Here is a 22,689-nt window from a genome sequence, read left to right on the forward strand (position 1 = left end):
GGAGGACAGAATGAAATTCTTAAAAGAAGAGACGTTTCAGTTTGAAAAGAAGCTTTGTTCAAAAAAATTTCCAAGAGCTAGGCTTGGACTCGATTATGTATTTTTTGAAGAAACAGATTATCGTGGATGGCCCAGTCATCGTAAAGCTGCCCTCGAATTCATCAAAGTGAAGAATGATGAAAGAGGTGTTCCAGGAATTCTCTATACAGATGTACGTTACTTTGATGATTTACCTATCATATGTAGTCCGATTAAATTGATATATGCAGTGAATCCAGAGTTAATGTATGGGAAACAGATAGAGGTAGATGCTTTCTTTTCAGTTGAAAAAGCAGATAAAAACAACTATGTTTCTGGTTACGCCCAAACATTTCTTTGTTCTATGTATTCTAATATTGGAGATGAAGCAGATTTTATTTTTTGGAATGATGTATTATTTCCTGATAAAACTGCGTTAACGATATACAAGTGGAATGATAATTGGTCGAATTATTTTTCTGCGGGTAGGGAATGGATGGGTACTTTCTTTTGGACAATTTCTGACACTACATCAAATAAACTGATAGTTATCGGTTGTTCTTTGACTGATTGAGGAGAAGTGGATGTCAAAACACCAATTAGCTCAGAAATGTTGAGTTCAATTGGTGTTTTATTGTATAGATCATTTAGTTAAAAGGAGGTTTGTTCCGCACCTATATAGTCAGTGGAGGTGAGGAAATAAAGTTGGACTAGGGAAAGTGAGAGCGAACTTCGAAAAATAAATCGTTGTTTATAAAATTTAGCTGGCAAATATTTATCTGAGACGCATTTACTTTTGACCAAGCCTTTTTTCCCTCTATCCATTTCGAAAACCATTTGGTACACTGTTAGGGAATTTACATATATAAAGGGGGAACAAAAGTGAAATTGACAATTCGAGATATTGCTGAGATGGCGGGTGTTTCAGTGACGACTGTGTCACAGATATTAAATAATAAAGGCAGCCGTTTTAGTGAAAAGACACGAAAAAAAGTGTTGTCGATCGTGAATGAACATCATTACAAGCCAGATTATTTTGCTTCCAATGTGATCAATCGTCACTCAAAAACGATTGGCATGATCGTGCCAGATGTGACGGATTTCTTCTTTTCCAAAGTGATCGAAGGGGTTGAAAGTTATTTAAACCCATTAGGATATGTCATCATTCTTTGTAACTCCAGACATAGTCAAGAAAATGAATTGAAGTACTTAAGAGAACTTTCTCATCGATCCGTGGATGGTTTATTGTTAGCGACGCCGAATGTGTTGCCTCAAGAGTATGCCCTTGATAGTGGTTTTTATAACAATATGCCGATCATCCTGATCGATCGGGGGTTGAATCGTCGAGACAATGGTCGTTTGATCGTGAAGGAATATGAAGGCGCTTATCAAGCTGTATCGTTGTTGATCAAAAATGGTCATACTAAAATTGGTATGCTAAAAGAGACAACTGGCTATTATCAGTTAGAAGAGCGATTCAATGGTTATCGTCATGCATTAAAAGACCATGGACTTGCGTTCAACGGTAAGTTTGTAGAAGAAGGGGATCTGACTGTCCAAGGAGGGTACGAAGCAAGTAAGCGTTTGTTACGTCATAAAGATGTGACGGCGGTATTTTGTGGCAATGATGCCATGGCAATTGGTTGTTATCAAGCGATTGATGAAATGGGCAAGCGTATTCCAGAGGATGTTTCGGTCATCGGGTTCGATGGATTAAAATTGTCTGAGTATATGATCCCTAAGTTGACAACGGTCAAGCAACCGAGTTTCGATATTGGTTTTTATGCAGCTCGCTTTTTGATTGATACGATTGAATTTCCCCAAAGAAAAGTTCCGAACAAAGTGTTTGAAACAAAATTAATTATTCGTGAGAGCGTAAAAACATTGACAAAGGTCTAGTAGGGCGTTATATTGCTTATGTAAGTGTTTACAAAGCTGGTAAGATACATTGCGGGAAAATAGTAAACCGGTTTACTAAAGTGGTTTACCTTTTTCGAATTTCCTGTATAATACCGAATGAAGAACGAGGAGGATTACGGCATGCGGATGGTCGATTTGATCGAAAAAAAGAGAGATGGACACCAATTATCAAAGGAAGAGATTTCGTATATTGTCACGAACTACACAAATGATAACATTCCTGATTACCAAATCAGCGCATTATTGATGGCTATCTTCTATCAAGATATGACCGATGAAGAAATTACTGATCTAACGCTGGCAATCGCTCATTCTGGTGATGTGATCGATTTGAGTTCCTTAGATGGAATCAAAGTCGATAAGCATTCTACTGGAGGCGTGGGGGATACAACTACCTTGATTTTAGCACCGTTAGTAGCAAGTGTTGGCGCAACCGTGGCAAAAATGTCGGGGCGTGGTCTTGGCTACACAGGTGGTACATTAGACAAGTTAGAGGCTATTCCTGGATTTCGAATCGAACTATCAGATGAAGAATTCATCCGCACCGTGAACGAAAGTAAAGTAGCAGTGATCGGGCAATCGGGCAATCTCGCCCCAGCAGATAAAAAATTGTATGCCTTGCGTGATGTGACGGCAACGGTCAACTCGATTCCTTTGATCGCAAGCTCGATCATGAGTAAGAAAATTGCCGCAGGAGCGGATGCGATTGTACTAGATGTGACGACGGGTGACGGTGCCTTCATGAAAAATATCGAAGATGCAAGACGTCTAGCAAAAACGATGACACGGATCGGCAAGTTGGCCGGTCGCCAAACAGTGGCAGTGATTTCTGATATGTCTGAACCGTTGGGCGAAGCAATTGGCAACAGCTTAGAAGTCGTTGAAGCTATTGAGACACTTCAGGGGAACGGACCGGAAGATTTAGTGGAAATGTGCTATGCTTTAGGTAGTCAAATGGTCGTTTTAGCCGAAAAAGCGGCATCGATCGAAGAAGCGCGTGAAATGCTGAAAGAAGCCCTTGAATCAGGAAAAGCTTTAGCTAAATTCAAAGAAATGATCCAGAACCAAGGGGGCGACCCAACAGTTGTCGATGAACCTGCGCGGTTGTTAACTGCTCGTTACATTTATGAACTGCCAGCGAAGACAACAGGTGTCGTGACAAAAATCGTTGCGAACGAATTAGGGATCGCAGCAATGATGCTTGGTGCAGGGCGTAAAACAAAAGAAGATTCAATCGATCATGCAGTTGGTTTGCGATTGAATAAGAAAATCGGTGATAAGGTAGAGGCTGGGGAATCGCTATTGACGATCTATAGTAATGAAGAAGAGATTTCGCCAGTGATCGACTTGTTATATAAAAATATTGAAATCGGTGATACGGCTGAGAAGCCAATCCTGATTCACGACATCATTACAGAGTAGAAGGAGAAGAGACATGGAATTAAATCGAATGATCGACCACACAATTCTAAAAGCAGATGCAACAAAAGCAGATGTGATGCGCATTATTGAGGAAGCAAAAAAACATCATTTCTATTCAGTATGTATCAATCCAACATGGGTTGCCTTGGCGAAAGAGGAACTACAAGGTGAGCCAGTCGCTGTTTGTACCGTCATTGGTTTCCCATTAGGAGCAAACACAGCCGAGACAAAGGCATTTGAAACAGCGAATGCGATCGAAAATGGCGCAGATGAAGTGGATATGGTCATCAATATCGGTGCCTTGAAATCTGAACAAGACGATGTCGTGAAAAAAGATATCGAAGCGGTAGTCGAAGCTGCAAAAGACCGCGCGTTAGTTAAAGTAATCATTGAAACAGCCTTGTTAGAACAAGCGGAAATCATCAAAGCTTGCGAATTAGCGAAAGCTGCAGGAGCTGATTTTGTGAAGACATCTACTGGTTTTTCAACAGGTGGCGCGAAAGTGGAAGATATCCGCTTGATGCGTGAAACGGTTGGTCCAGAAATGGGCGTAAAAGCTTCAGGAGGTATCCACAATGAAGCGGAAGCCGTTGCGATGATCGAAGCAGGTGCCACACGAATCGGTACAAGTGCTGGTGTGTCGATCATGTCCGGTTCAACTGGCGAAGGCTATTAATATTCTAAGGAGAAAAAGATGTCAGAAATCAAACAAGAATGGATCGATATCGCTATCGACGCCTTGGATAAAGCGTATGTGCCTTATTCCAAATTTCCAGTAGGTGCTTGTTTAGTGACAGCATCTGGGAAAACCTATCAAGGATTGAATATCGAAAATGCGTCATTTGGTTTAACGAATTGCGCAGAACGTACCGCGTTTTTTAAAGCAGTATCTGAAAAAGAAATGGACTTTACACATCTAGTCGTTGCAGGTCATACGCCTGAACCGATTTCTCCATGTGGTGCTTGTCGCCAAGTAATGGCAGAATTTTGTGAGCCAGAGATGCCAGTCACGTTGGTTGGCGACGATGGTGTGACGAAAACAATGACCGTAAGAGAGTTATTACCTTACGCATTTTCAGAAAAAGATTTATAAACTATGTTCAATTCAGTCAGCTGACTGTTGAAAAAACAATTACTTTTAGGGGGCTTTACAGAAATGAAAAAAGCAAAATTATTTGGTTTAGGTGCTATCGCACTATCAGCAGGCTTACTTTTAAGCGCATGCGGTAACGGCGGTTCAGATTCTACTGATTCAACCGGTGGAAACAGTGCATCAGGAACAGCAACTGCAGCATTGATTACAGATACAGGTGGCGTCGACGACCGTTCATTCAACCAGTCAGCTTGGGAAGGGTTAGAAGATTGGGGTAAAGAGCAAGGCTTGTCACGTGGAAACGATGGCTTCCAATATTTCCAATCTGCCAATGAATCAGATTATATTCCAAATATCGATCAAGCGTTAAACGCTGGCTTCAAAACAATTTTTGGGATCGGGTTTAAATTGAAACCTGCAATCGAAGAACAAGCAACAAGTAACCCTGAAACAAACTTTGCAATCATTGATGATGTGATCGAAGGAAAAGACAACGTCGTTTCAGCAACATTTAAAGACAACGAAGCTTCTTACCTTGCAGGAATCGCAGCAGCTTACACAACTGAAACAAATGTGGTTGGATTTATCGGTGGTGTTAAAGGTGAAGTAATCGACCGTTTTGAAGCTGGTTTCAATGCCGGAGTTAAAGCAGGCGCTGAAGCGTTGAACAAAGACATCGAAGTATTGAACCAATATGCAGGTGATTTCTCAGCTCCAGATAAAGGACGTTCAATCGCACAAGGTATGTACGCACAAAATGCTGACATCATTTTCCATGCTTCAGGTGGTACAGGTAACGGTGTCTTCCAAGAAGCAAAATCATTAAATGAATCAGGCGACAAAACAGTTTGGGTAATCGGTGTTGACCGTGACCAATCTGACGAAGGAAACTACACATTGAATGGTGAAGACAAAAACTTCACATTGACATCAACACTTAAAGGTGTAGGAACAGTTGTAAAAGATTTAGCTCAACAATCAGCAGACGGTAACTTCCCTGGTGGCGAACACACTGTTTATGGTTTGAAAGAAGACGGTGTAGGTATCACTGAAGGCCAACTTTCTGACGAAGCGAAAAAAGCAGTAGACGAAGCAAAAGAAAAAATCATTTCAGGTGACATCGAAGTTCCTGAAACTCCTGAAAGCTAATAAATACCATTTCTATAGCCTTGTTGGACAATTGTTTAACAGGGCTATCGTTTAGTTATCTACTAATGTTGTTTTTTTATGCAAGTTGCTAGGTACCCCGATTTGGATAAGGGAACAACTTGTTACAAGTAGCTTAGCTTCTTGGATTTTGGTTACTCGATGAGCGACGTTTTGTGAACGATCGTCATCGTCCCTTTTATTTTTTAAACAATGTCGCCTGGATATAAATTGTTAGGATGTGAAAAATGTGGATCAAGAAAATATTGTCATCGAAATGCGAAATATCACGAAACAATTCGGTACTTTCAAAGCAAATGACAACATCAACCTTCAAGTAAAAGCAGGAGAAATCCATGCCTTGCTTGGTGAAAATGGTGCAGGTAAATCAACGTTAATGAATGTTTTATCAGGTCTTTTAGAGCCAACATCAGGTGAGATTTTGATGCACGGCAAAGAAGTAAACATCACGAGCCCGACGAAAGCCAATCAATTAGGGATCGGAATGGTGCATCAACACTTTATGTTAGTCGATGCATTCACAGTAACAGAAAATATCGTACTAGGAAGTGAGCCAAGTGCAGGCGGTATCTTGAATCGCAAGAAAGCCCGGGAAGAAATCAAACGATTATCTGAACAATACGGCTTAGCAGTGAATCCGGATGCGTACGTTCGTGATATTTCTGTCGGTATGGAACAACGTGTGGAGATTTTAAAAACACTTTATCGTGGTGCAGATGTCTTGATTTTTGATGAGCCGACAGCTGTATTGACGCCGCAAGAAATCGATGAATTGATCGTGATCATGAAAGAGTTGGTCAAAGAAGGAAAGTCGGTCATTTTGATCACGCATAAATTAGATGAGATCAAAGCAGTTGCCGATCGTTGTACGGTCATTCGCCGTGGTCAAGGGATCGGAACTGTCAATGTGAAAGATGTTTCTTCGCAACAGTTAGCCGATATGATGGTCGGAAGAACCGTTTCATTCAAAACAATGAAAAAAGAAGCACGTCCACAAGAAGTGGTGCTTTCTGTAGAAAATCTTGTAGTTAAAGAAAACCGTGGATTAGAAGCGGTAAAAGATTTGAGTCTAGAAGTTCGAGCGGGTGAAGTGTTGGGGATCGCTGGAATCGATGGGAATGGCCAATCGGAGTTGATTCAAGCGTTAACCGGTTTACGTAAAGTTGAAAGTGGAACGATTCGTTTGAAAGACGAAGAGATCACGAATAAAAAACCACGTAAAATCACAGAATCTGGGCTAGGACATGTGCCAGAAGATCGACATAAATATGGCTTGGTTCTTGATATGACTTTATCCGAAAATATTGCCATGCAAACCTACTATCAAAAACCGTATAGTAAAAATGGCTTGTTGAACTATGGTGTGATGAATGAACATGCCAGAGATTTAATCGATGAGTATGATGTACGAACAACGAGCGAATTAGTGCCAGCGAAAGCTTTATCGGGTGGGAACCAACAAAAAGCCATCATTGCTCGTGAAATCGATCGTGACCCTGATCTGCTGATCGTTGCGAATCCGACACGTGGGTTAGATGTTGGTGCAATCGAGTTTATCCATAAACGTTTGATTGAACAACGTGATAAATTCAAAGCAGTTTTATTGGTTAGTTTTGAATTAGAAGAAATTTTAAATGTGTCCGATCGTATTGCGGTAATCCATCAAGGAAAAATCGTGGGGATCGTTGATCCAAAAGAAACATCTGAAAACGAGCTAGGTCTATTGATGGCGGGTTATACTTTAGAAGAAGCACGTAGAGAGTTAGAAAAGGTTGGTGACACACATGAATGATCGTAGCGAAAGGTTCCGTAATCTGCTAGTGCCTATATTTTCGGTTATTTTAGGGTTGATTCTAGGTGCTATTTTGATGGTTGCCTTTGGTTATCATCCAATCCAAGGATATTCTTCGATGTTGAATGCTTCGTTAGGTTCACAACGAAGTATCGGTGAAACGTTAAGACAAGCAACACCTTTGATTTTTACAGCCTTAGGTTTTTCTGTTGCAAATTCAGCCGGATTCTTTAATATCGGGCTTTCTGGACAAGCACTTTGTGGCTGGATCATAAGCATTTGGACGGCGTTAGCTTTTCCAGATCTACCAAAAATCATTTTATTGCCAATGTGCGTGATTTTAGGTGCACTTGCTGGGGCAATGGCCGCAGCTATTCCAGGATTGTTACGTGCGTTCTTTGGAACAAGTGAAGTTATCGTAACGATCATGATGAATTATATTTTGCTCTATTTAAGTACGTATACACTTCATGAAATAATGCCTGAATCTTATCGTTCAAGTTTAGACTCTTCAAATATGATCAGTGAGAATGCTTCCTTACGTATTCCTTGGCTGACCCAGATGTTTGGAGGCTCTCGTGTGAATGGCGGACTCTTCTTGGCACTGATTGCGTTAGTGCTTGTATGGATCGTCATGAAGAAAACAACCTTAGGCTTTGAGATCCGTTCTGTTGGATTGAATCCATATGCCTCTGAATATGCGGGAATGAGTAGTAAACGAACAATTGTCTTATCTATGGTTATCTCTGGTGGATTAGCTGGACTAGGTGGTGTGGTCGAAGGACTGGGAACATACCAAAACTTCTTCGTTCAAACAACTTCATTATCCATTGGGTTTGACGGTATGGCCGTTTCCTTATTAGGTTCTGGTTCTGCCATCGGGATTTTGTTATCTGCGCTATTATTCAGTGTTCTAAAAATCGGTGGATTAGGGATGCAAACTGGTGCTGGGGTACCGTTTGAAATCGTCAATGTATCGATTGCCTTGATCATCTTCTTCGTGGGGATCAACTTCTTGATTCGTTTCCTTATGGCGAAATTCTTCCAAGGGAAAAAACAAGAAGAGATCGTCGCAACGATTGAAACGAAACCAAATCATCAAAATCAAGAAGGAGGAGAGCTGTAATGTCAACAGTAGAACTGATTTCCTTGATCCTTACATCAACACTTGTTTATTCAACACCGTTGATTTTAACCTCCTTAGGCGGAACGTTTTCTGAACGAAGCGGGATCGTCAACGTTGGGTTAGAAGGCATCATGGTGATGGGGGCGTTTAGTGCAGTCGTCTTCAACTTGACGATGAGTGACACATTAGGCTCAATGACTCCTTGGATCGCTATTTTAGTCGGTGGCGTGGTTGGTGTTCTCTTTTCCTTGATACATGCAGTCGCTACGGTCAGCTTACGAGCGGACCATATCATCAGCGGAACGGTCATCAATTTGATGGCACCTGCTTTGGGTGTATTTTTGATCAAAGCATGGTATGGTAAAGGTCAAACAGATAATATCTCACAAAACTTAGGTTACTTTTCATTCCCTGGACTATCTGATATTCCAGTGATTGGTCAAATTTTCTTTAGAAGTACGTTTTTACCAGCGTATTGTGCGATTTTGATTGCTGTTATCGCATGGTTTGTCATCTTCAAAACTAAATTTGGTTTACGTTTACGTTCTGTTGGGGAAAATCCGCAAGCTGCGGATACACTAGGGATCAATGTGTACGCGATGCGCTATTCAGGTGTCTTGATTTCTGGTCTTCTTGGAGGAATGGGTGGGGCTGTTTTTGCTCAATCGATCTCTGGGAACTTTTCAGCAGGAACGATTGTCGGTCAAGGGTTTATCTCAATGGCTGCAATGATTTTTGGTAAATGGAATCCACTAGGCGCGATGGGCGCATCCTTATTCTTTGGGTTTGCACAAAGTTTAAGTATCATCGGCGCACAATTACCAGTGATTTCTTCAATTCCACCAGTTTTACTACAGATTGCACCTTATCTGTTAACGATCATCGTTTTAGTCGCTTTCTTAGGTAAAGCATCTGGTCCAAAAGCAAACGGTAAGAATTATATAAAATCCAAATAATCGTTTAGTGATTAAAAAGGGCGGGTTACGGGAAGTTTTTTTCGGCTCGTCCTTTTTACTTTATAAAGAAAATAAATAGAAAGAAGGAATACTCATGTTTAAACGTGTACATTTGATCGTCATGGATTCAGTCGGAATCGGAGAAGCACCCGATGCCGAAAAATTCGGAGATAAAGGCTCGGATACTTTAGGTCATATTGCCAAAGAAGCTGGGTTGACGATACCCAATTTGGAACAACTTGGATTAGGAACGATTCGTCCTTTAGAAGGGGTCGAAGCAGTGCAAGATCATCAAGGGTATGCGACAAAATTGGAAGAAGTTTCTGTCGGCAAAGATACAATGACAGGACATTGGGAAATCATGGGCTTGAATATCAAAACCCCATTTCGTGTTTTTCCAAACGGCTTCCCTGATGAATTATTGAAGAAAATCGAAGATTTCTCTGGACGTAAAATCGTTTGTAATGAACCTTATAGTGGAACAGCGGTCATTGACGACTTTGGTGAGCATCAAATGAAAACCGGCGACTTGATCGTTTATACGTCAGCTGATCCAGTGTTACAAATTGCAGCACATGAAGAAATTATTCCTTTAGAAGAACTTTATCGGATTTGCGAATATGTTCGTGAAATTACAAAAGATGATCCTTATATGATCGGTCGGATCATTGCCCGTCCATACCTTGGTGAGCCAGGTAACTTTACGCGAACAAGCAACCGTCACGATTACGCATTAGATCCATTTGGACATACGGTTTTAGACTCATTGAAAGAAGCGGGCAAAGATGTTATCGCAGTCGGTAAGATCAATGATATTTTCAATGGTCAAGGTATCACCGATTCTGTCCGCACGAAGAGTAATATGGACGGCGTGGATCAATTATTGAATGTGATGAAACAAGACTTTACTGGTTTGAGTTTTACAAACTTAGTCGATTTTGATGCATTATACGGACACCGTCGTGATGTAGTTGGTTATGCACATGCTATCGAGGCGTTTGATTTACGTATTCCAGAATTATTAGATGCAATGGCTGATGATGATCTATTATTGATCACGGCTGACCATGGGAATGATCCAACCTTCACTGGTACCGACCATACTCGCGAATATGTGCCACTACTTGCTTACAGTAAACAAATGAGTGGACAAGGTAGTTTACCACAAGGTTATTATGCGGATATCTCTGCAACGATTGCCGAAAACTTTGACGTAGCAGCAACTGAAAATGGCGAAAGCTTTTTAAAACTATTGAAATAACGACGCGCATCATCCATCAATGAATCATCATTGGCTTTATTATGTAAGATAGAATAATCAAAATTTTATATATAGGAGAAAAACAATGAAATTAAATGAGATGTTACAAGAGACGACAGCGTTTATCAAAAGTAAAGGCGTTGGAACAATCGATTTTGGCATGATCTTAGGTTCAGGTTTAGGTGAATTAGCAGAGGAAATCGAAGAAGCAATCGTGATTCCTTATGACAAGATTCCGTTCTTCCCAACTTCGACAGTTGTTGGGCATGCGGGTCAACTTGTCTATGGAACACTTTCAGGTAAAAAAGTACTCGCGATGCAAGGACGTTTCCATTTTTATGAAGGTCATTCGATGCAAACAGTCACTTATCCAGTACGAGTGATGGCTGCATTAGGCGCTCATTCAGTTGTTGTGACGAATGCGTGTGGTGGCGTGAATGAATCATTTGCACCAGGTGATTTGATGCTGATCACGGATCATATCAACTTTACAGGTCAAAATCCATTGATTGGACCAAATGACGAAGAAATGGGCCCTCGTTTCCCTGATATGAGTGAAGCTTATACAAAAGCGTATCGTGAAATCACAAAAGCAGCAGCGGCATCGCTAGACGTAGAATTAAAAGAAGGCGTGTATATGGGCTATTCTGGTCCAACGTACGAAACACCAGCTGAGATTCGCATGTCCCGAGTGATGGGAGCAGATGCAGTGGGCATGTCGACTGTACCAGAAGTCATTGTTGCAGCCCATAGCGGTTTGAAGGTCTTAGGAATCTCTTGTATCACCAACTTAGCCGCTGGTATGCAAGCAAACTTGAATCACGAAGAAGTCGTTGAAACAACTGAAAGAGTCAAACAAACATTTAAATCATTGATCAAAGAAACACTTTCTTTACTATAAAAAATTGATTGAGAGGTCCGAAAATGAGTGTTCATATCGAAGCAAAACCAGGAGAGATTGCAGACAAGATTTTACTTCCTGGCGATCCACTAAGAGCGAAGTATATTGCAGAAACTTTTTTAGAGAACCCAGTTTGCTATAACCAAGTACGCGGTATGCTTGGTTATACTGGAACGTATAAAGGGGAAAGAGTCTCTGTTCAAGGAACAGGAATGGGTATGCCCTCAGCGATGATCTATGCGCATGAGTTAGTCAATTCTTATGACGTAAAAAAATTGATTCGTGTTGGTACGTGCGGTGCCTTGTCAAAAGACGTACATGTTCGCGACTTGGTGTTAGCACAAGGAGCTGCGACAAGTTCTTCTATGATCGAAAAAAATTTCAACGCCTTCCACTTTCCACCCATCTGTGATTTTGACTTATTGTTAAAAGCATACGAAGTGGCAAAGGAAAAAGGCTTTACTACACATGTCGGCAATGTACTATCAGAAGATTCTTTCTACAAAGATGATTTGACAGAGACATTCAAGTTAGCAGAACTTGGTGTGATGGGCGTGGAAATGGAAGCTGCTGCGTTGTATTATCTAGGTGCAAAATACCATGTGCAAACACTAGCGATCATGACTGTCAGTGACCATCTGATCACCGGCGAAGAAACAACAGCCAGCGAACGTCAAACAACATTCAACGACATGATTGAAGTTGGATTGGAAACGGCGATTCAAGGGTAAATAATCACTAAATAATAAAAAAATGACTGTCCAACTTTCTTTTAAGAGAAAATGAGGCAGTCATTTTTTTTGATAAATAAAAAAAGACTAGAAAGAAGAGGCATTCTTCCTAGTCTTAAAAGCTGCTACGTTGACGATCAACAGTAGTTGCTAATTACTCTGGAATTAAATATCAGCATCCAAAGTCAGTGACTCTAATAATACTCGTCCTGCACTACCACTTCCAGGGAATCCATGTAATCGATAAACTTCGACCAGTTGCCCTTTTCTACCTGCAAAAGCTCGGCGTGCTTGAACCATTCCATCAAATCTTCTGATAGAAGAATAGTAGGCAATTCCTCTATGTGTCTCAAAAATATATCTTCCGTCGACATAAACGGCGTATCTATGTGAGCTGTTAAATTGTTCGTTAGTTATAGTTAAATAAGCAAATGCTTGACTTCCTTCTCTCCCTGCAGATAATAAACGAGTTTCAGTGACGCCTGTTTCTACTTGAATATTGTCATATTGCGCCCAACCATTCCATGTAGAAGCAAAACGGACAAGGTATGTATTTTCAGTGTCTGGAGTCGTGAATGTAAGCTTACCACGTTCCCAGTTCTCATTATTATGTTCACTACGTTCTAATACATCGAAACCGACACCGTGATTCATGATCCCCAATTCAACACGTCCAGGTGCTGATTCGCTTGCTGCAACATCATAACTGAATGTATACGTGGTATTTGGTTTTAATGTCACATATTGGTGAACATTCTCGCCATTTCTTGCTAAAGCAAAGTTATTTCCATTAACGGTTTGAAGTGTGGGATTATTTGAATCTGGGTCACTAACGATCCAACGATCAAACCCGTCATTAAAGTCACCATTATGGATATACAATTGTTGCTCAATTGCCTGTTTGCTTGTACTAACGAAGTCAGTTGTTGATAGACTTGTTGCGAATGTCGAAACGGATCCTCCTAAACTTAAAAATACCATACCTGCTGCCATCATTGTTTTTAAATTATTTTTGATCATCTTGTATCTCCTCACTCTATATTTTATATTTTTTTTGATTTTGTTTGTAAGATGCAGCCATATAGTTTGTCTGTATCTCACAAATTAATCATAACCGAGAAAATAGCGGTCTTGTAAACGCTTTTTCCTCTATAACATTTATTATTAGAAAAAAATGATAAAATAAATAGTTTTATGAGGTTGATTTTTATCTTAATTTCATTTATTAGCAACATAAGAAAAGATGGAGAGTGGTAGAGATAGCTCATACAAATGAAAAATTCCTCTTAGAAACAGGATATAAGAATGAGATTTATATAAGTTTCTACAAAAATGTTCGCTCCACAACTGAATGATTGTCTGCCATCTTGCTGTGCAAAAAAAGGAAGAGGTATAATGAAAAAGTAATAGGTCATGTTTGGAGATAATTGAGAAAGGGGTAATGAAAATAATAAAGAGTACTTTTACATAGCAAGTTGATAAATTGGAAGTGAAATACCAAAAGATATTGTTTATTTAATAAACATAAGCATTGTATGTTGGGAATGCGATGAGAAAGAGAATTACAGTGTTTTAACTATCTAGGAGATTACTGCTTGATTTTTCAGGAGACGGTGAGAAGGGGGACAAGATGGATGACTCATAGTTTTATTAATTGGTGGTCAAGATGAAGATAGATCATATGCGGCTAACTCTCATAAAAAGTATCATTTTAACTGTCTGGATAACCATTTTTTGTATAACAAACTTCGGAATAATAAGAAGTAAGACCATTTTCATACTATTAGAAAATAACCAATTGGGTCTAAATCTGATAATGATTTTATTTATTTACTTACTTTGCATGCCCGAATTAAATCGAGCATTACAAGGTATGAATCTGTCAATGATGAAACAAGTAGGATTCACTTTGCTACTTTTGTTAGTGACGAATTTTATATATATGGTACTTGTATTTGGCAGTTTTGCAGTAGTCTCACAAAATTACGATAGTGTTGTTCTATTTTCTGTCATAGTGATTGCCCCAATAAGAGAAGAATTAGTTTACCGCTACCTATTTTTGAGTATAACTGAGTCTAATTGGTTGAAAATAGTACTTGGTTTTGTTTCAACAGGATTCTTTTTCTATGGGCATAGCTTTACATATGGCGGAAATCTATTAGCGATGGTCCAAGTCCTATTTTTGACTTTAGCTACAACCTATCTATACGTGAAAACCAACAATATATTATCTGCTATTATGTTACATAGCTCGTATAATCTATTTGTCCTCTCGCTATCTATTATCCAATAAACAGCCCGACCTAGAAAGAATAGCTAGGCTGGTCTGTTAGTAAAATCTCTTACATAACGAATCTTTCGAGTTGTTCAGAAATGATTACAGATTGGTTCATAACCTGAAAAAGGAGATTTATAGTATACAAAGACAAACATAACGAATAAGATATACAGAACTAATTGGAGTCTACTATATTTTGTAATAGTAATAGCTGTATAGCACGAAGAGATAAACTACCGCTATTAAAATCTTTCCTAAGATCATAGCTTTTGAAAAGAGAGTTGCTCAGAATTTGTCCATTGTTCATGCGCCATTGGTGTGACAGGGGATAAACCAAACATTCTTTTTTCTCTCAATGTTACGCCTTCTCTCATAATTTTTTGTTTATTCAAACAGTACTTACTATTATAAACTTTAGTTATTATGTAAATTGATGTCATTCGCATTTGATAGCTAAGACTGCCGTCTATCCAATATCAAAAAAAACAGCCCCTTTCATCTCTTACAATAGTAGGAGGTGAGGGGGCTGTCTTACTTACAATAAAGGATCTATTATAAGTAGTATTTTTTGATGACAGTCAAGTCGTCGTTTAATTCATAAACAAGTGGTTGACCTGTTGGGATTTCAAGATCCATGATGTCTTCATCAGAGATTCCTTCGATGTGTTTTGCTAATGCACGTAAAGAGTTACCATGTGCAGCAACTAAGACAGTTTTGTTGTCTAACAAAGCTGGTGCAATTTCGTCTTGCCAGAATGGCAATGCGCGTTCTAAAGTAACTTTCAAGTTTTCTCCACCAGGTACGTCGCGTTTGTCTAACATTGCATAACGACGATCGTTTGCTGCTGAACCTTCATCAGTAGCTTCCATTAATGGAGGAAGAGTGTCGTATGAACGACGCCAGATGTGAACTTGTTCGTCACCGTATTTTTCTGCTGTTTCTTTTTTATTTAGTCCTTGTAATTTACCATAATGACGTTCGTTCAAGCGCCATGATTTGATTTGTGGTACCCAAAGTTGATCTGAGTATTCTAAAATCAAGTTACAAGTTTTGATGGCACGAGTTAATACAGAAGTATAAGCAACATCAAATTCGATTCCAGCTTCTTTGATTTTACGTCCGCCTTCTTTTGCTTCTTCGATTCCTTCTGGTGCTAGGTTTACATCTGCCCAACCAGTAAATTGGTTCAATGCATTCCATTCGCTAAGACCGTGACGAGAAAAAACTAATTTTGGCATGTTTAACTCTCCTTTAAAATAAGTGTTATTTCTGAAAATTTCAGTTCTGCCTTATTGTACAATGTTTTTCATAAGATTTCCATTGTAAAATGAAAGCTGTTTGTTTAAAAGACCACAGACGAACTAAAAAAAAGGCTGTAAACAAGCGTTATTACAGAGCTTTCACTCAAAAAACTTGTTTGACAACCTTTTTATCTATTAAGTAAAATAATTTCTGTTTGTTTAGTGTGGGTTCTTTCGATCAATTATTGAAATCAACGGGTTTGTACTTGCTAATTAATTGAATAATTGCTGAAGCTCTTTTTCAGGTAGATTGATATATTTGTAGCAAGTGCCGACTGAAACGCCACATTTTGAAGAAATAAATTGGATCGTTTCTTTCTTTTCATAGTACAGACGACGAATTTTTTTGATTGTTTTGGCATCGATTTTTGGGCGTCCGCCAATTTTTCCTTTTTTACGTGCTTCATCTAATCCAATCAGCGTGCGTTCTTTGATCAATGCACACTCCATCTCAGCTAATCCCTCCATTAATTGGAAGTAGACCGTCCCCATAGGTTCGCGAGTATCGATTTTTTCTGTGATGCTGACTAGATGTAACCCACGGTCTTTAAATAATTTCGTGAATTCTGTTAGTTGTCTTGTCGATTTTCCTAGATGGTGAAGCTGGCAAACAACTAATGTATCGCCTTGCTCCATTTTCTCGATAACATTTTCTAAACAAATTGCGTCAGATAAAGTATCTTTTTGACCATAAGTTTCGTGAAAAATTTCGTGACAACCAAAATCAGAGAGTTTTTGCATTTGAGCCGTTAAATCGACATCATTGATAGTTGTACGTGCATAACCGATAATCTTCATGGTGATTCCTTTCTAGCAAAGTTTTCTAAGTGTTTGAGACAAGTAAAAATGTAGCATAAAGTAACTGAAAAAGATAGTTTTTTTAGGCATTTTCAACGAATCTCTTTCGCATTATTTTTGAAAGGGAGTATCGAGTACAGACACGCCATTTTCAGAGGCAACGACAACCTTTGAAACCATATTTAAAAACAAGCCGTGTTCGACGACACCGACTAATTGATCCAAATAAGTCGCTAACTTTTCGGGGTCTTCGATTCGTTCTAAATGAAGGTCAATAATATAATGCCCACTATCCGTTACGACGGTCTTCCCAGTTTCTGTTTGACGTAATACAGGCTGATAGTTTTTTTCTTCAAAAAGACGCATCAGTTGTTTAGATCCATAAGGAATGACTTCGACAGGGAGTGGAAAGCGTCCTAGTTGATCCACCATTTTTGATCCATCGACGATCCAGATCGTTTGTTTTGAATAAGAGGCGACGATTTTTTCAAATAAAAGGGCAGCTCCGCCACCTTTGATTCCTTGAAACTCGGCGCTGATCTCATCGGCACCATCGATCGTCAAATCGACGACTGGGACTTCATCGATACTTTTCAAAGGGATACCTAAGCTTTCTGCTTGTGCTTTTGTACCACTAGAAGTAGTGACACCAGTGATTTTCAATCCTTCTTCGCGCATGCGTCGGCCGATTTCTTCTACCATATAATAGGCAGTAGAACCAGTTCCTAGTCCAACGATCATGCCATCTTCAACAAATTCTGCAGCTTTTATGCCTACCAATTGCTTTAAGTTCATTCCTATCCCTCCAGCATTTTTATAGCTCTTTATCTGCTATTTTAGCTTGATTTCATCGAAAAAGATAGGGAGCATAACACAATTTTTATAGGATAGAAAAAAATGTATATGTTTGGTTGACATTCTTTTTTATCCGTGATATTCTAACCAAGGTGCTTTATCTACAGGTCTCTGTTAAGAGACGTGCTGACTGTTTATCAAAGCATATTTGATAAAGATGCATAACTGCATTTATTTTTTATCGCAAAAAAAGAACCACCTGGATGTGTGGAACTAGATGTGAATCGTGGGAAGGAGGAACTAGGAATGCCTACAATTAACCAATTAGTACGTAAACCTCGTAAATCAAAGGTGGAAAAATCTAATTCACCTGCTTTGAACAAAGGATATAACAGCTTTAAGAAAACTCAAACAAACGTGAACTCTCCTCAAAAACGTGGGGTAGCTACACGTGTGGGAACAATGACACCTAAAAAACCGAACTCAGCTTTACGTAAATACGCTCGTGTTCGTTTGTCAAACTTAATTGAAGTTACTGCTTATATCCCAGGGATTGGTCACAATTTACAAGAACATAGCGTGGTACTATTACGCGGTGGACGTGTAAAAGACTTACCAGGGGTACGTTATCATATCGTTCGTGGTGCACTAGATACTGCTGGTGTGAACGACCGTAAACAAAGCCGTTCTAAATACGGTACGAAAAGACCTAAAGCTTAATTTTAATTATTTACTACAAATGAAAATCGAACCTACTATATAGTAGTCATTCGATCAACTATGAAGAATATTTCGGAAGGAGGAGTTACGGATGCCACGTAAAGGTCCTGTTGCAAAACGTGATGTTTTACCAGATCCTATTTATAACTCAAAATTAGTAACTCGCTTGATCAACCGTGTAATGGTTGACGGAAAACGCGGTGTTGCTGCTAATATTATCTATAATGCCTTTGATTTGATCAAAGAATCTACAGGTAACGATCCATTAGAAGTGTTTGAACAAGCAATGAACAATGTTATGCCTGTTCTTGAAGTTAAAGCACGTCGTGTTGGGGGTTCAAACTATCAAGTACCAGTTGAAGTTCGCCCTGAACGTCGTACGACTTTAGCGCTACGTTGGGTAGTTAACTACGCTCGCTTGCGCGGTGAACACACAATGGAAGAACGCTTAGCGAAAGAAATCATGGACGCTGCAAACAACACTGGAGCTTCTGTTAAAAAACGCGAAGACACACACAAAATGGCAGACGCGAACCGCGCATTTGCTCATTATCGTTGGTAAGATCCTCTCTGTCTGTCGGCTAAACCCGCAGCAGAAAGTCAATTTACAATCGATTTAAATAAAGAGAGGAGTAAGAAAATGGCAAGAGAATTTTCGCTAGAAAAAACTCGTAATATTGGTATCATGGCTCACGTTGATGCAGGTAAAACTACAACAACAGAGCGTATCTTGTACTATACTGGTAAAATCCATAAAATCGGTGAAACTCACGAAGGAGCTTCACAGATGGACTGGATGGAACAAGAACAAGAACGTGGTATCACGATTACATCTGCTGCCACTACTGCGCAGTGGAAAGGTTACCGCGTAAATATCATCGATACACCAGGACACGTAGACTTCACAATCGAAGTTCAACGTTCTCTACGTGTATTGGATGGTGCTGTAACTGTACTTGATGCACAATCAGGTGTTGAACCTCAAACAGAAACTGTTTGGCGTCAAGCAACTGAGTACCGAGTGCCTCGTATCGTATTCTGTAACAAAATGGATAAAATCGGTGCAGACTTCTTATACTCAGTAAAATCATTGCACGATCGCTTACAAGCGAACGCGCATCCAATCCAATTGCCAATCGGTTCTGAAGATAACTTCACAGGTATCATTGACTTGGTAACGATGAAAGCAGAGATCTACACAAACGATCTAGGCACAGACATCCAAGAAACTGAAATCCCTGAAGAATATGCAGAACAAGCACAAGAATGGCGTGAAAAATTAGTCGAAGCTGTTGCTGAAACAGACGAAGAACTAATGATGAAATATCTTGAAGGTGAAGAAATCACTCAAGAAGAATTGATTGCCGGTATCCGCCGTGCAACGATCAACGTTGAGTTCTTCCCTGTGTTAGCTGGTTCAGCATTCAAGAATAAAGGGGTCCAATTGATGTTGGATGCTGTTCTTGATTACTTGCCATCACCACTAGATATCGAAGCAATCAAAGGTATTGACTCAAAAACAGACGAAGAAACAACTCGTCCTGCAGATGACGAAGCTCCTTTTGCTTCATTAGCATTTAAAGTAATGACTGACCCATTCGTAGGTCGTCTAACTTTCTTCCGTGTTTATTCTGGTGTCCTTGAAAGTGGTTCATACGTATTGAACGCTTCAAAAGGCAAAAAAGAACGTATCGGTCGTATTCTACAAATGCACGCAAACACACGTCAAGAAATCGACAAAGTGTATTCAGGTGATATCGCCGCTGCTGTTGGATTGAAAGATACAACAACAGGGGACACATTGTGTGCGTTAGATGCACCAGTTATCCTTGAATCAATCGAATTCCCAGAACCAGTTATCCAAGTCGCTGTTGAGCCTAAATCAAAAGCTGACCAAGATAAAATGGGTGTTGCGTTGCAAAAACTTGCAGAAGAAGATCCTTCATTCCGTGTTGAAACAAACGTTGAAACAGGTGAAACAGTTATCTCAGGTATGGGTGAGTTGCACTTGGACGTATTAGTAGACCGTATGAAACGCGAATTTAAAGTTGAAGCAAACGTTGGTGCGCCTCAAGTTTCTTACCGCGAAACATTCCGTGAAGCAACAAAAGCGGAAGGTAAATTCGTACGTCAGTCTGGTGGTAAAGGTCAATACGGTCACGTATGGGTTGAATTTACACCAAACGAAGAAGGAAAAGGCTTCGAATTCGAAAACGCAATCGTTGGTGGTGTGGTTCCACGTGAATACATCCCAGCAGTTGAAAAAGGATTAGAAGAATCAATGAATAACGGTGTTCTTGCTGGATACCCATTAGTGGATATCAAAGCAAAACTTTACGATGGTTCATACCATGACGTCGATTCAAATGAAACAGCGTTCCGTGTTGCTGCATCAATGTCTCTAAGAGCTGCTGCAAAACACGCACGTCCTGTGATCCTTGAACCAATGATGAAAGTTACGATTACTGTACCAGAAGATTACTTAGGTGATATCATGGGACACGTAACAAGCCGACGCGGACGTGTTGAAGGAATGGAAGCACACGGTAATTCACAAATCGTTAATGCGATCGTTCCATTGGCAGAAATGTTCGGATACGCGACTACATTGCGTTCAGCAACTCAAGGTCGTGGTACATTCATGATGGTATTTGACCACTACGAAGATGTACCGAAATCTGTTCAAGAAGAAATCATTAAGAAAAACGGCGGAAAAGCTGAATAATTTCTTAAAGCAAGGTAGTCTCGTGAAGAGATTTATCTAGAGACTGTATTTTTTATGCAGTTTCGTGTAAAATAACTTTTGATGATACGGGCATGTGATCGGCAATTTTGTCTATCACATACCTATCAGACAAATAAAAATTAAACTGTAATTTTAGGGAGGATATTTTAAAATGGCAAAAGAAAAATTTGACCGTTCGAAACCACACGTTAACATTGGTACTATCGGACACGTTGACCATGGTAAAACAACTTTAACAGCTGCAATCACAACTGTACTATCTAAGAAAAACGGCGGCCAAGCAATGGCTTACGATCAAATCGATGGTGCTCCTGAAGAACGCGAACGCGGAATCACTATTTCAACAGCTCACGTTGAGTACGAAACTGACGCACGTCACTACGCTCACGTTGACTGCCCAGGACACGCGGACTACGTTAAAAACATGATCACTGGTGCTGCTCAAATGGACGGCGGAATCTTAGTTGTTTCTGCTGCTGACGGCCCTATGCCTCAAACTCGTGAACACATCCTATTATCTCGTCAAGTTGGTGTACCATACATCGTTGTATTCTTGAACAAAGTAGATATGGTTGATGACGAAGAATTACTTGAATTAGTTGAAATGGAAGTTCGTGACCTATTAACAGAATACGAATTCCCTGGTGACGATGTTCCTGTAATCGCTGGTTCAGCTTTAAAAGCTTTAGAAGGCGACGCTTCATACGAAGAAAAAATTCTTGAATTGATGGCTGCAGTTGACGAATATATCCCAACTCCAGAACGTGAAAACGACAAACCATTCATGATGCCAGTTGAGGACGTATTCTCAATCACTGGTCGTGGTACTGTTGCTACAGGACGTGTTGAACGTGGACAAGTTCGTGTTGGTGACGTTATCGATATCGTTGGTATCGCAGAAGAAACAGCTCAAACAACAGTAACTGGTGTTGAAATGTTCCGTAAATTATTAGACTACGCTGAAGCAGGCGATAACATTGGTGCGTTACTACGTGGTGTTTCACGTGAAGACATCCAACGTGGTCAAGTTTTAGCTAAACCAGGTACAATCACACCTCATACAAAATTCTCTGCAGAAGTATACGTGTTGACTAAAGAAGAAGGTGGACGTCATACTCCATTCTTCACTAACTACCGTCCACAATTCTACTTCCGTACGACTGACGTAACTGGTGTTGTTGAATTACCAGAAGGAACTGAAATGGTTATGCCTGGCGACAACGTAACAATGGAAGTTGAATTAATCCACCCAATCGCTATCGAAAACGGTACTAAATTCTCAATCCGTGAAGGCGGACGTACAGTTGGTGCCGGTGTCGTTACAGAAATCAAAGCTTAATTCACTTTAAGCCTAACAAAGTAACATTTATTCGGACGTTGAAGTTCGAGGTAAGGATCTTGATCCTTTGCCTCGAACTTTTTTTATTTGAGCAGACGATTGGTTGGGGACGCAAAGTATGTAATATAGAAATACCAATAAAAATTCTTAATATGTAGCGAATTGCCTTTTTTATATAAATAAGCGAATGAAAATCAGGAGGGGAGGAACAACAAATTCTCCTGCAAACAGAGAAGGATTTCTCGTTTTTTAGTTAAATGAAAACTTATGAAAATAAATTGTTTTTTACAGCAAAAAAACCTTGCGTTGTGCATTTAGATATAT

The 22,689-nt window shown here is 39.7% G+C and carries 21 protein-coding genes; 17 read left to right on the forward strand and 4 right to left on the reverse strand.

The features are described from left to right. The first annotated feature begins 10 nt into the window (after positions 1 to 10). From CUS89_RS14460 to deoD, 12 genes are all read left to right on the forward strand, one after another. Complete coding sequence (locus CUS89_RS14460; protein ID WP_104872644.1) at positions 11 to 592, forward strand: hypothetical protein; 582 nt, start codon at positions 11 to 13, stop codon at positions 590 to 592. 308 nt (positions 593 to 900) lie between these two features. Then, positions 901 to 1,917, forward strand: coding sequence for a LacI family DNA-binding transcriptional regulator (locus tag CUS89_RS14465; protein WP_104872645.1), 1,017 nt, complete (start codon positions 901 to 903; stop codon positions 1,915 to 1,917). Positions 1,918 to 2,058: 141 nt separating this feature from the next. Then, on the forward strand, positions 2,059 to 3,360 hold the full coding sequence (locus tag CUS89_RS14470; protein ID WP_104872646.1) for a pyrimidine-nucleoside phosphorylase: 1,302 nt from the start codon (positions 2,059 to 2,061) through the stop codon (positions 3,358 to 3,360). 13 nt (positions 3,361 to 3,373) lie between these two features. Continuing rightward, positions 3,374 to 4,036, forward strand: coding sequence for a deoxyribose-phosphate aldolase (gene deoC / locus CUS89_RS14475; protein ID WP_066026475.1), 663 nt, complete (start codon positions 3,374 to 3,376; stop codon positions 4,034 to 4,036). 18 nt (positions 4,037 to 4,054) lie between these two features. Then, the gene (locus CUS89_RS14480) at positions 4,055 to 4,453 is read left to right on the forward strand and encodes a cytidine deaminase (RefSeq protein ID WP_104872647.1); all 399 of its coding nucleotides are present in this window, start codon (positions 4,055 to 4,057) and stop codon (positions 4,451 to 4,453) included. Between the two features lie 63 nt (positions 4,454 to 4,516). Next, on the forward strand, positions 4,517 to 5,602 hold the full coding sequence (locus CUS89_RS14485; RefSeq protein ID WP_104872648.1) for a BMP family lipoprotein: 1,086 nt from the start codon (positions 4,517 to 4,519) through the stop codon (positions 5,600 to 5,602). A gap of 247 nt (positions 5,603 to 5,849) precedes the next feature. After that, entirely contained in the window at positions 5,850 to 7,412 is a 1,563-nt protein-coding gene (locus CUS89_RS14490) for an ABC transporter ATP-binding protein (RefSeq protein ID WP_104872649.1), read from the forward strand. Continuing rightward, the gene (locus CUS89_RS14495) at positions 7,405 to 8,538 is read left to right on the forward strand and encodes an ABC transporter permease (protein ID WP_019723071.1); all 1,134 of its coding nucleotides are present in this window, start codon (positions 7,405 to 7,407) and stop codon (positions 8,536 to 8,538) included. The genes CUS89_RS14490 and CUS89_RS14495 overlap by 8 nt, the downstream gene beginning before the upstream one ends. Further along, complete coding sequence (locus CUS89_RS14500) at positions 8,538 to 9,494, forward strand: ABC transporter permease (RefSeq protein ID WP_104872650.1); 957 nt, start codon at positions 8,538 to 8,540, stop codon at positions 9,492 to 9,494. Before CUS89_RS14495 ends, CUS89_RS14500 begins: the two co-directional genes overlap by 1 nt. 94 nt (positions 9,495 to 9,588) lie before the next feature. Beyond that, positions 9,589 to 10,755, forward strand: coding sequence for a phosphopentomutase (gene deoB, locus CUS89_RS14505; protein WP_104872651.1), 1,167 nt, complete (start codon positions 9,589 to 9,591; stop codon positions 10,753 to 10,755). Between the two features lie 85 nt (positions 10,756 to 10,840). Then, the gene (locus tag CUS89_RS14510; protein WP_104872652.1) at positions 10,841 to 11,656 is read left to right on the forward strand and encodes a purine-nucleoside phosphorylase; all 816 of its coding nucleotides are present in this window, start codon (positions 10,841 to 10,843) and stop codon (positions 11,654 to 11,656) included. Between the two features lie 23 nt (positions 11,657 to 11,679). After that, on the forward strand, positions 11,680 to 12,387 hold the full coding sequence (gene deoD / locus CUS89_RS14515) for a purine-nucleoside phosphorylase (RefSeq protein WP_104872653.1): 708 nt from the start codon (positions 11,680 to 11,682) through the stop codon (positions 12,385 to 12,387). Positions 12,388 to 12,552: 165 nt separating this feature from the next. Here the strand turns inward: deoD and CUS89_RS14520 are convergent, their stop codons facing one another. Beyond that, positions 12,553 to 13,407 carry a carbohydrate binding domain-containing protein gene (locus CUS89_RS14520; RefSeq protein ID WP_104872654.1) on the reverse strand — a complete coding sequence of 285 codons (855 nt, stop codon included), beginning with the start codon at positions 13,405 to 13,407 and terminating at the stop codon, positions 12,553 to 12,555. A gap of 865 nt (positions 13,408 to 14,272) precedes the next feature. On the opposite strand from CUS89_RS14520, the gene CUS89_RS14525 reads away from it, so the two are divergent. Continuing rightward, positions 14,273 to 14,680 (forward strand): CPBP family intramembrane glutamic endopeptidase, encoded by a 408-nt coding sequence (locus tag CUS89_RS14525; RefSeq protein ID WP_181055378.1) that lies wholly within the window; start codon positions 14,273 to 14,275, stop codon positions 14,678 to 14,680. Between the two features lie 537 nt (positions 14,681 to 15,217). Here the strand turns inward: CUS89_RS14525 and CUS89_RS14530 are convergent. The 3 genes from CUS89_RS14530 to rpiA form a co-directional block, all read right to left on the reverse strand. Continuing rightward, positions 15,218 to 15,904: a 2,3-diphosphoglycerate-dependent phosphoglycerate mutase gene (locus CUS89_RS14530; RefSeq protein WP_010734478.1), complete on the reverse strand. Its 687-nt coding sequence runs from the start codon at positions 15,902 to 15,904 to the stop codon at positions 15,218 to 15,220. Between the two features lie 276 nt (positions 15,905 to 16,180). Further along, positions 16,181 to 16,765: a recombinase family protein gene (locus CUS89_RS14535; RefSeq protein WP_104872656.1), complete on the reverse strand. Its 585-nt coding sequence runs from the start codon at positions 16,763 to 16,765 to the stop codon at positions 16,181 to 16,183. Between the two features lie 111 nt (positions 16,766 to 16,876). Then, entirely contained in the window at positions 16,877 to 17,560 is a 684-nt protein-coding gene (gene rpiA / locus CUS89_RS14540; RefSeq protein WP_104872657.1) for a ribose-5-phosphate isomerase RpiA, read from the reverse strand. Positions 17,561 to 17,866: 306 nt separating this feature from the next. On the opposite strand from rpiA, the gene rpsL reads away from it, so the two are divergent. The 4 genes from rpsL to tuf all read left to right on the forward strand — a co-directional run bounded on the left by rpsL (position 17,867) and on the right by tuf (position 22,365). Beyond that, a complete protein-coding gene (rpsL, locus tag CUS89_RS14545; RefSeq protein WP_010734475.1) occupies positions 17,867 to 18,280 on the forward strand; it encodes a 30S ribosomal protein S12 in 414 nt (137 codons plus the stop codon). 91 nt (positions 18,281 to 18,371) lie between these two features. After that, complete coding sequence (gene rpsG, locus CUS89_RS14550; RefSeq protein WP_010734474.1) at positions 18,372 to 18,842, forward strand: 30S ribosomal protein S7; 471 nt, start codon at positions 18,372 to 18,374, stop codon at positions 18,840 to 18,842. A gap of 78 nt (positions 18,843 to 18,920) precedes the next feature. Next, positions 18,921 to 21,005 (forward strand): elongation factor G, encoded by a 2,085-nt coding sequence (gene fusA, locus CUS89_RS14555; protein ID WP_086335294.1) that lies wholly within the window; start codon positions 18,921 to 18,923, stop codon positions 21,003 to 21,005. 172 nt (positions 21,006 to 21,177) lie between these two features. Next, positions 21,178 to 22,365, forward strand: a complete 1,188-nt coding sequence (gene tuf / locus CUS89_RS14560) for an elongation factor Tu (RefSeq protein ID WP_104872658.1) — start codon at positions 21,178 to 21,180, stop codon at positions 22,363 to 22,365. Positions 22,366 to 22,689 lie beyond the last annotated feature (324 nt).

Source organism: Enterococcus mundtii (assembly GCF_002947535.1).
GTDB classification, from domain to species: Bacteria; Bacillota; Bacilli; order Lactobacillales; family Enterococcaceae; genus Enterococcus_B; species Enterococcus_B mundtii_B.

Bases quoted from the DNA above. Each gene is read 5' to 3' on its own strand.
- CUS89_RS14460 (WP_104872644.1), top strand. From the start codon at position 11: ATGAAATTCTTAAAAGAAGAGACGTTTCAGTTTGAAAAGAAGCTTTGT.
- CUS89_RS14470 (WP_104872646.1), top strand. From the start codon at position 2,059: ATGCGGATGGTCGATTTGATCGAAAAAAAGAGAGATGGACACCAATTA.
- deoC (WP_066026475.1), top strand. From the start codon at position 3,374: ATGGAATTAAATCGAATGATCGACCACACAATTCTAAAAGCAGATGCA.
- CUS89_RS14480 (WP_104872647.1), top strand. From the start codon at position 4,055: ATGTCAGAAATCAAACAAGAATGGATCGATATCGCTATCGACGCCTTG.
- CUS89_RS14485 (WP_104872648.1), top strand. From the start codon at position 4,517: ATGAAAAAAGCAAAATTATTTGGTTTAGGTGCTATCGCACTATCAGCA.
- CUS89_RS14495 (WP_019723071.1), top strand. From the start codon at position 7,405: ATGAATGATCGTAGCGAAAGGTTCCGTAATCTGCTAGTGCCTATATTT.
- CUS89_RS14500 (WP_104872650.1), top strand. From the start codon at position 8,538: ATGTCAACAGTAGAACTGATTTCCTTGATCCTTACATCAACACTTGTT.
- deoB (WP_104872651.1), top strand. From the start codon at position 9,589: ATGTTTAAACGTGTACATTTGATCGTCATGGATTCAGTCGGAATCGGA.
- CUS89_RS14510 (WP_104872652.1), top strand. From the start codon at position 10,841: ATGAAATTAAATGAGATGTTACAAGAGACGACAGCGTTTATCAAAAGT.
- deoD (WP_104872653.1), top strand. From the start codon at position 11,680: ATGAGTGTTCATATCGAAGCAAAACCAGGAGAGATTGCAGACAAGATT.
- CUS89_RS14520 (WP_104872654.1), bottom strand. From the start codon at position 13,407: ATGATCAAAAATAATTTAAAAACAATGATGGCAGCAGGTATGGTATTT.
- CUS89_RS14525 (WP_181055378.1), top strand. From the start codon at position 14,273: ATGATGAAACAAGTAGGATTCACTTTGCTACTTTTGTTAGTGACGAAT.
- CUS89_RS14530 (WP_010734478.1), bottom strand. From the start codon at position 15,904: ATGCCAAAATTAGTTTTTTCTCGTCACGGTCTTAGCGAATGGAATGCA.
- CUS89_RS14535 (WP_104872656.1), bottom strand. From the start codon at position 16,765: ATGAAGATTATCGGTTATGCACGTACAACTATCAATGATGTCGATTTA.
- rpiA (WP_104872657.1), bottom strand. From the start codon at position 17,560: ATGAACTTAAAGCAATTGGTAGGCATAAAAGCTGCAGAATTTGTTGAA.
- rpsL (WP_010734475.1), top strand. From the start codon at position 17,867: ATGCCTACAATTAACCAATTAGTACGTAAACCTCGTAAATCAAAGGTG.
- rpsG (WP_010734474.1), top strand. From the start codon at position 18,372: ATGCCACGTAAAGGTCCTGTTGCAAAACGTGATGTTTTACCAGATCCT.
- fusA (WP_086335294.1), top strand. From the start codon at position 18,921: ATGGCAAGAGAATTTTCGCTAGAAAAAACTCGTAATATTGGTATCATG.
- tuf (WP_104872658.1), top strand. From the start codon at position 21,178: ATGGCAAAAGAAAAATTTGACCGTTCGAAACCACACGTTAACATTGGT.